This is a genomic window from Microbacterium sp. p3-SID336 (assembly GCF_025143365.1).
Classification (GTDB): domain Bacteria; phylum Actinomycetota; class Actinomycetes; order Actinomycetales; family Microbacteriaceae; genus Microbacterium.
Genome location: NZ_JALXPE010000037.1, coordinates 33115 through 39538 on the forward strand (window position 1 = coordinate 33115; position 6424 = coordinate 39538).

Sequence of the window (6424 nt, forward strand, 5' to 3'; positions counted from 1 at the left end):
GCAGACGGGTACGCCCCCAGATCACCGATCCCGCGTGTCCGGACGGCGGCCCACGGGTGCACGGCGGGTGAACGACAGGTGGCGATCACCCCACCAGCGAGACCCCGAAGGAGCCCGTCGGCATCCCAGGAAGCCCGCCGGACTCAGGCGATGCGGGTGCCCGGCGGCAGCCGACGCGCGGGGGTGCGCGTGCGGGCCCATCCTCCGGCGAACAGCGAACCGGCGATCACGACCTGCACCCCGAGGCCGACGAACCAGCTCGGCACCGAGGACTCGATGACCTCCTGCGGGGTGCGGTAGCCACCGTCGGGATCGCACTCGTCCCAGCGCTGCTCCAGCGGCGACTGCTGGGCGCTGCGCAGACCGTACTTGATCTGCCCGAACAGGTCCACCGGATACCCCTCCTTCGCGAACTCCGTCGGGGTCGCATCGGCGAGCACGACGAACGGGTTCGCGGCGAGCACCCACCACACCAGGTCGAAGCGCGGCACGTCGTAGGTGGTCGAGACCTGCCAGCGGTCGCAGTCGGGGTCGCCGTTCGCGTCGTACGGACGGCTGTAGCTGGTCGCCTCGCTGCGGATGGCCATGCCGCCCAGCGCGAACGCGATCAGCGTGCCGACGACGAGCGCCGCGACCACCAGGTAGGTCGTCGCCACGGAGAACAGCGGGCGTGCGATGAGGCCGCTCAGTCCGACGCCGATCGCGGCCACGACGACGATCTCCGCCGCGAGCACGAGCAGCGACACCAGCAGCACGAGCGGATTCGCTCCGCCGCCCAGCAGCGACAGCGCGAGGAACGGCAGCGCCACCAGGAGGAACGCGCCGCCGGTCGCCACCGCCGCCAGCAGCTTGCCCAGCATGATGTCGCCCGTCGATGCCGCCGTGACCTGGATCGCGCCGAGCGTCGCCGCGTCACGGTCCCCGTTGATCGCGTTGCCGCTGAGCGTCGGCGACACCAGCACGACCAGCAGCAGCACGATGTTCACCACGATCGAGTAGACGCCGGCCCCGATCGCGTCGCCCCACGAGTAGACCGCGAAGGACATGCCCGTGATGCCGAGCAGCACGACGGCGAAGACGGCGAGCAGCACGTACCAGCCGACGCTGCGCAGACGCTGCGTCAGCTCGAGGCGTGCGATGATCCCGATGTTCGCGAGGCTCATGCTCCCGCCTCCGTTCCGTTCGGTGCTGCGGGCGGTGTCGGCGCCGGCGGAGCTGTCGGAGCCGCAGGCGCAGGCGGGATCGGACCCGCCGCTGCGGGCGCAGGCGCAGGCGCCGCGGCCGGATGCTGCAGCTGGAGGAAGGTGTGCTCGAGATCGCTCTGCGCGGGGGCGAACTCGGCCACCGGGAGGCCTGCCTCGACGAGTCGACGCAGCGAGTGCGCGGCGGCGTCCTCCCCGGGGAAGCCCACGAGCACGGCGCCGCGGTCGACGGCGAGCGACTCGAGCGCGAGGCCGAGCTGCGCGGCGACCTGCCAGGTGTCGGTGCTCAGGCGCTCCGGCGTCGCGCCGGCCAGCCGGATGCGCCAGGCGCGCACGGCGGTCTGCGCGGGCGCCGCGTCCACCACGGCACCGGCCACGAGGAACACGGCGTCGTCGACGACCTCCTCCAGTTCGGACAGGATGTGGCTGGAGATCAGCACCGTGCGCCCCTCGGCGGCGAAGCGGCGGAGCAGCACCCGCAGCTGCACGCGTGCTTCGGGGTCGAGGCCGGAGGCCGGTTCGTCGAGCAGCAGCACCTGCGGGTCGTGCACGAGAGCGCGAGCAAGGCCGAGCTTCTGCTTCTGCCCGCGCGACAGCACCTTCGCCGGGGAGTCGGCCAGCGCGGCGAGGCCGACCAGGTGCAGCAGCCGCTCGGCGCGCTGCGCGGCGTCCAGCGGGGCGATGCCGTAGAGCCGTGCAGTGGTGACGAGGGTCTCGCGGGCGGTCAGCGACGGCCAGGCGCCGAGCGCATCCGGCATCCAGCCGAGCAGGCGCCTGGCGGCGAGCGGGTCCTCCAGGGGGTCGACGCCGCCGATGCGGATCGTGCCGGTGTCTGGCGCGAGGAGCGACGCGAGCATCAGCAGCAGCGTGGTCTTGCCTGCGCCGTTGGGCCCGACGAGTCCGGTGACCCTGCCGGGCTCCGCGCGGAGGGTGGCCGATCGCACGGCCTGCACCGCGCCGAAGGCTCTGCTGACGTCCTGCACCAATATTCCGGTCATGCGGTCAGTCTGGCATCGACGACCACGCCCGCCCGGGTCCTCGGGGCGGATCCCCAGGCGCGGTCGTGGGCGGATGACACAATCGTCGGATGCGCACGATCCTCAACATCATCTGGGTCATCCTCGCCGGCTGGGCCCTCTTCCTGGGCTACCTCCTCGCCGGCGTGCTGCTGTGCATCCCGATCGTCACGATCCCCTGGGCCATCGCGTCGTTCCGCATCGCGCGCTACGCGATCTGGCCGTTCGGCCGCGAGGTCGTCTCCAAGCCCACCGCCGGGGTCGGCTCGCTCCTCGGCAACGTGCTCTGGGTCATCCTCGCCGGCTGGTGGCTCGCGCTCGGCCACATCGTCTCGGGTCTCGCGCTGTGCGTCACCATCATCGGCATCCCGATGGGCATCGCCGACTTCAAGATGGTGCCCGTCTCGCTGATGCCGCTCGGCAAGGAGATCGTCTCGACGCGGCAGGGTGCGTTCGACCGCACACTTTGATGCGGCGGGCTCAGCCGCGGAAGAACGCGACCCCGAGGTCGGGGTGATCCACGAACACGCCGTCGACGCCCTGCCGCGCGATCACGCCCCACTCCGCCTCGTAGTCCCCGAAGGCGCCCTTGCCGCCGGGCCCGCGGAACTCGCTCGCGAGGAAGCCGTTCTCCGGGCGACAGGTCCACGTGAAGACGACCAGCCCGCGTGCGTGCGCATCCGCGACGATCGTGTTGCCGCGCGCCAGCAGCATCCGTTTGTCGACGCTGATCCCGTCGACCCTCCCCACCAGCGCGTCCAGTCCCGCCGGCTCGACCGTCTCGGGGTAGGTGAGCGCGCGCTTGCCCTCCGCGACGAGGAGGTCGTACGGCCGACCGGCCGCCTCGATCAGGTACACGTACGTCGCCGCGATGCCGCGCGCACGCAGCTGCCCGAGCACGGTCGACTCGAAGCTCTCGACGATCAGCGGCAGCTCGCCGTGCGCCCATCCCGCATCGCGCAGCTCACGGTCGATCAGCGGCGCCAGGTCGAGTCCGATGCCCGCGAAGTAGGTCGCGTGCTTCACCTCGAGCACCACGCCGATCTCCCTGCCGTGCGCGACCGACCCCTCCCGCACCAGGTCCAGCACGTCCCGCAGCCGCAGGATGGGCTGCGCGCCGTCGAAGCTCGCGCTCGACGGCCGCACCGCGGGCAGCCGCTCGCGACCGCGCAGCGTGGAGAGCTCGTCCCACGTGAAGTCCTCCGTGAACCAGCCCGTCAGCGCCTCGCCGTCGACCCGCTTGGTGGTCCTGCGATCGGCGAACTCGGGGTGATCGGCGACATCGGTCGTGCCCGAGATCTCGTTCTCGTGCCGCACCACCAGGACGCCGTCCCTCGTGGCCACGACGTCCGGCTCGACCGCGTCCACACCCATCGCGAGGGCGAGCTCGTACGACGATCTGCTGTGCTCCGGACGGTAGCCGGGCGCGCCCCGATGCCCGATCACGAGCGGTGTTTTCCTGGGCACGCTCACAGCGTAGAACACCCCGGGAGCGTCACCGCGCGGGTATCGTGGAGGAAAGCGACCTACTACCCCCCTTTGGAGTGAGGCCCACCAATGAGCAACTTCGCTTTCAACAATCCTGCGTTCCAGCAGCAGGACCCGCGCAACGTCGCGACCTACCCGGGTGCACCCCAGGCTGCTCAGGGCGCCCAGAGCGCGTCGTTCCAGCACGGCGCCGTTGACGCCGCCGCCAACGCACAGCTCGAGGGGATGTACGCCGCGCCGTCCGCCGGCGCCATCGAGACCGACCGCATGTCCGTCGAGGACACGGTGTGGAAGACCGCCGGCCTGTTCGGCATCCTGCTCGTCACCGCGGCCATCGGCTGGGTGCTCACGCTTGGCGGCCTGTCGGTCCCGGAGCGCGACCCGTACAACACCTTCCAGCCCAACCTCCTCCCCTGGATGGTCGGCGCCCTCGGCGGCTTCGTCCTGGCGATGGTCATCACCTTCACCTCGCGCAAGAAGATCCGCCCCGCGCTGATCTTCGCCTACGCCGCGTTCGAGGGCCTCTTCATCGGTGGCATCTCTTCTTACTTCGAGGTGCTGTGGCCCGGCATCGTCTTCCAGGCGACCCTGGCGACCCTGTCGGTCGTCGGCGTGACCCTGGCGCTCTTCGCGAGCGGCAAGATCCGCGCGTCGAAGAAGGCCACCAAGATCTTCATGATCGCGATGATCGGCTACCTGGTCTTCTCGCTGCTGAACCTCGTCCTGATGTGGACGGGCGTGCTGCCCGCCGACCAGGCCTTCGGCATGTACAGCGCCGAGATCATGGGCATCCCGCTCGGTCTGATCATCGGCGTCCTCGTCGTGATCATGGCCGCGTACTCCCTGGTCCTCGACTTCGACCAGATCCAGCAGGGCGTCCGCAACGGCGCTCCGCGCGTGTACGGCTGGCTCGGCGCCTTCGGCATCATGGTCACGGTCGTCTGGCTCTACGTCGAGATCCTGCGGATCATCGCGATCGTCCGCGGCAACGACTGACGCCCCGCCGTCGCACAGAGGCCCGTCTCCCCCGCGGAGGCGGGCCTCTTTGCCATATCCCGGGAGGTGCGCGCAAGGGGTTGGCATGCGCACCGGCGACGCGGCAGTGTGGATGTCACGAAGCCCCGGCACCCCGGGGCCCCGACACAAGGAGCTGACCATGAGTTTTCTCGGCTTTCTTCTCCTCGGCCTCATCGCCGGAGCCATCGCCAAACTGATCCTGCCCGGCAAGCAGGGCGGAGGATGGTTCATCACCCTGCTGCTCGGCGTCGTCGGCGCCCTGCTCGGAGGCTGGCTCGGCAGCCTGATCCTCAACCGTCCCCTCACGGAGTTCTGGGACCTCGGGACCTGGCTCCTCGCCATCGGCGGCTCGATCGTCGTGCTGCTGATCTACGGCCTGATCGTCAACCGTGGCCAGCGGGTCAACGACTGACGCACGACCCCACTCGACGCGCACACTGCGTCACCACGCCCGTCCCCAACGGCTGCGAGAGCACCCGTTGGGGGCGGGTCTTTCTGTTGTCGGCGGTCAGTCCCGCGCCCCGCGAGCCTTGCGCTGCAGCAGCGCCCGCTCGCGGTCGTTGCCCGCGATGCCCGCCGCGACCGCGAACTCGCTGCGCGCCTCCTCCTCCCGGCCGAGGCGCCGGAGCAGCTCCGCTCGCGTGGCAGGGAGCAGGTGGTATCCCCGCAGCGCACCGGAAGCGGCCAGCTCGTCGATGATCCGCAGGGCGGATGCCGGTCCGGTCGCCATCGCCACAGCCGCCGCCCTGTTCAGCTCCACGACCGGGGACGGAGCCAGGCGGCCGAGCGCCTCGTACAGCAGCACGATCCGGTCCCAGTCGGTGTCGTCCACGGACGCAGCCACGGCATGGCATTCGGCGATCGCGGCCTGCAGAGCGTAGACGCCCCTCCCCCGCCCGAGTCCGTCGACGCGTGCGAGCGCTGCCCTGCCGCGTGCGATCCGGCTGCGGTCCCATCGCCGCCGATCCTGGTCGGCCAGCAGCACCGGCTCCCCGTCGCCGTCGACCCGCGCAGGGAAACGGGCGGCCGTCAACTCCATGAGGGCGAGCAGGCCGTGCACCTCGGGTTCGCGCGGCATCAGTGCCACGAGCACCCTCCCGAGCCGGATGGCCTCGTCGCTCAGCTCGGGGCGCATCCACTCCGGGCCGCTGCTGGCCGCATGCGCCTCGTTGAAGATCAGGTACAGCACCCCGAGAACGGCGCCGAGGCGCTGGGCGTGCTCCTCGCGCGGCGGCACCTCGAACGGAGCCCCGGCGGCGGCGAGAGTCTTCTTGGCGCGGACGATCCGCTGCTGCACGGTCGCGGTCGGCACCAGGAACGCGCGCGCGATCTCCTCGCTCGACAGGCCGCCCACGACGCGCAGAGTGAGCGCGACCTGCGCCTCCTTCGATAGCACGGGGTGGCAGGCGATGAAGATCAGCCGCAGCACGTCGTCGTCCACCGCGTCCGGATCCCAGGGCAGCTCGCTCGACTCCGCCTGCTCGCGCTCCAGGTCGTGCGCGAGCAGTGCCAGGCGCTCGTCCAGGCGCTCGCGCCGCCGCCAGCCGTCGACCGCCTTGCGCTTGGCGACGGCGGTGAGCCACGCGGCCGCGTTGCGCGGCACGCCGTCCGCGGGCCACTGCCGCAGGGCGTCGACCAGCGCCTCCTGCGCCAGATCCTCGGCGAGCCCGAAATCACCCACCAGGCGAGTCAGCGTCGCCA

7 protein-coding genes are annotated in these 6424 nt (G+C 71.1%); 3 read left to right on the top strand and 4 right to left on the bottom strand.

Annotation, left to right across the window (positions count from 1 at the left end; translation table 11 throughout):
• Window positions 1–143 precede the first annotated feature (143 nt).
• Together M3C17_RS12205 and M3C17_RS12210 are read right to left on the bottom strand one after the other, a co-directional pair.
• Complete coding sequence (locus tag M3C17_RS12205) at window positions 144–1163, bottom strand: ABC transporter permease (RefSeq protein WP_259978038.1); 1020 nt, start codon at window positions 1161–1163, stop codon at window positions 144–146.
• Window positions 1160–2200: an ABC transporter ATP-binding protein gene (locus tag M3C17_RS12210; protein ID WP_259978039.1), complete on the bottom strand. Its 1041-nt coding sequence runs from the start codon at window positions 2198–2200 to the stop codon at window positions 1160–1162. Before M3C17_RS12210 ends, M3C17_RS12205 begins: the two co-directional genes overlap by 4 nt.
• Before the next feature lie 89 nt (window positions 2201–2289).
• Here M3C17_RS12210 and M3C17_RS12215 point away from each other — a divergent pair, with 89 nt between their 5' ends.
• Window positions 2290–2688 carry a YccF domain-containing protein gene (locus M3C17_RS12215; protein ID WP_259978040.1) on the top strand — a complete coding sequence of 133 codons (399 nt, stop codon included), beginning with the start codon at window positions 2290–2292 and terminating at the stop codon, window positions 2686–2688.
• Window positions 2689–2698: 10 nt separating this feature from the next.
• On the opposite strand, the gene M3C17_RS12220 is transcribed toward M3C17_RS12215, so the two are convergent.
• Complete coding sequence (locus tag M3C17_RS12220) at window positions 2699–3685, bottom strand: glycerophosphodiester phosphodiesterase family protein (protein WP_259978041.1); 987 nt, start codon at window positions 3683–3685, stop codon at window positions 2699–2701.
• A 90-nt stretch (window positions 3686–3775) separates the two neighbouring features.
• On the opposite strand from M3C17_RS12220, the gene M3C17_RS12225 reads away from it, so the two are divergent.
• Together M3C17_RS12225 and M3C17_RS12230 are read left to right on the top strand one after the other, a co-directional pair.
• Window positions 3776–4702: a Bax inhibitor-1/YccA family protein gene (locus M3C17_RS12225; RefSeq protein ID WP_259978042.1), complete on the top strand. Its 927-nt coding sequence runs from the start codon at window positions 3776–3778 to the stop codon at window positions 4700–4702.
• Between the two features lie 160 nt (window positions 4703–4862).
• Window positions 4863–5135, top strand: coding sequence for a GlsB/YeaQ/YmgE family stress response membrane protein (locus tag M3C17_RS12230; RefSeq protein WP_259978043.1), 273 nt, complete (start codon window positions 4863–4865; stop codon window positions 5133–5135).
• A gap of 96 nt (window positions 5136–5231) precedes the next feature.
• Here the strand turns inward: M3C17_RS12230 and M3C17_RS12235 are convergent.
• Window positions 5232–6424: RNA polymerase sigma factor (locus M3C17_RS12235; RefSeq protein ID WP_396820125.1), on the bottom strand; the 1193-nt coding region annotated here is incomplete at its 5' end.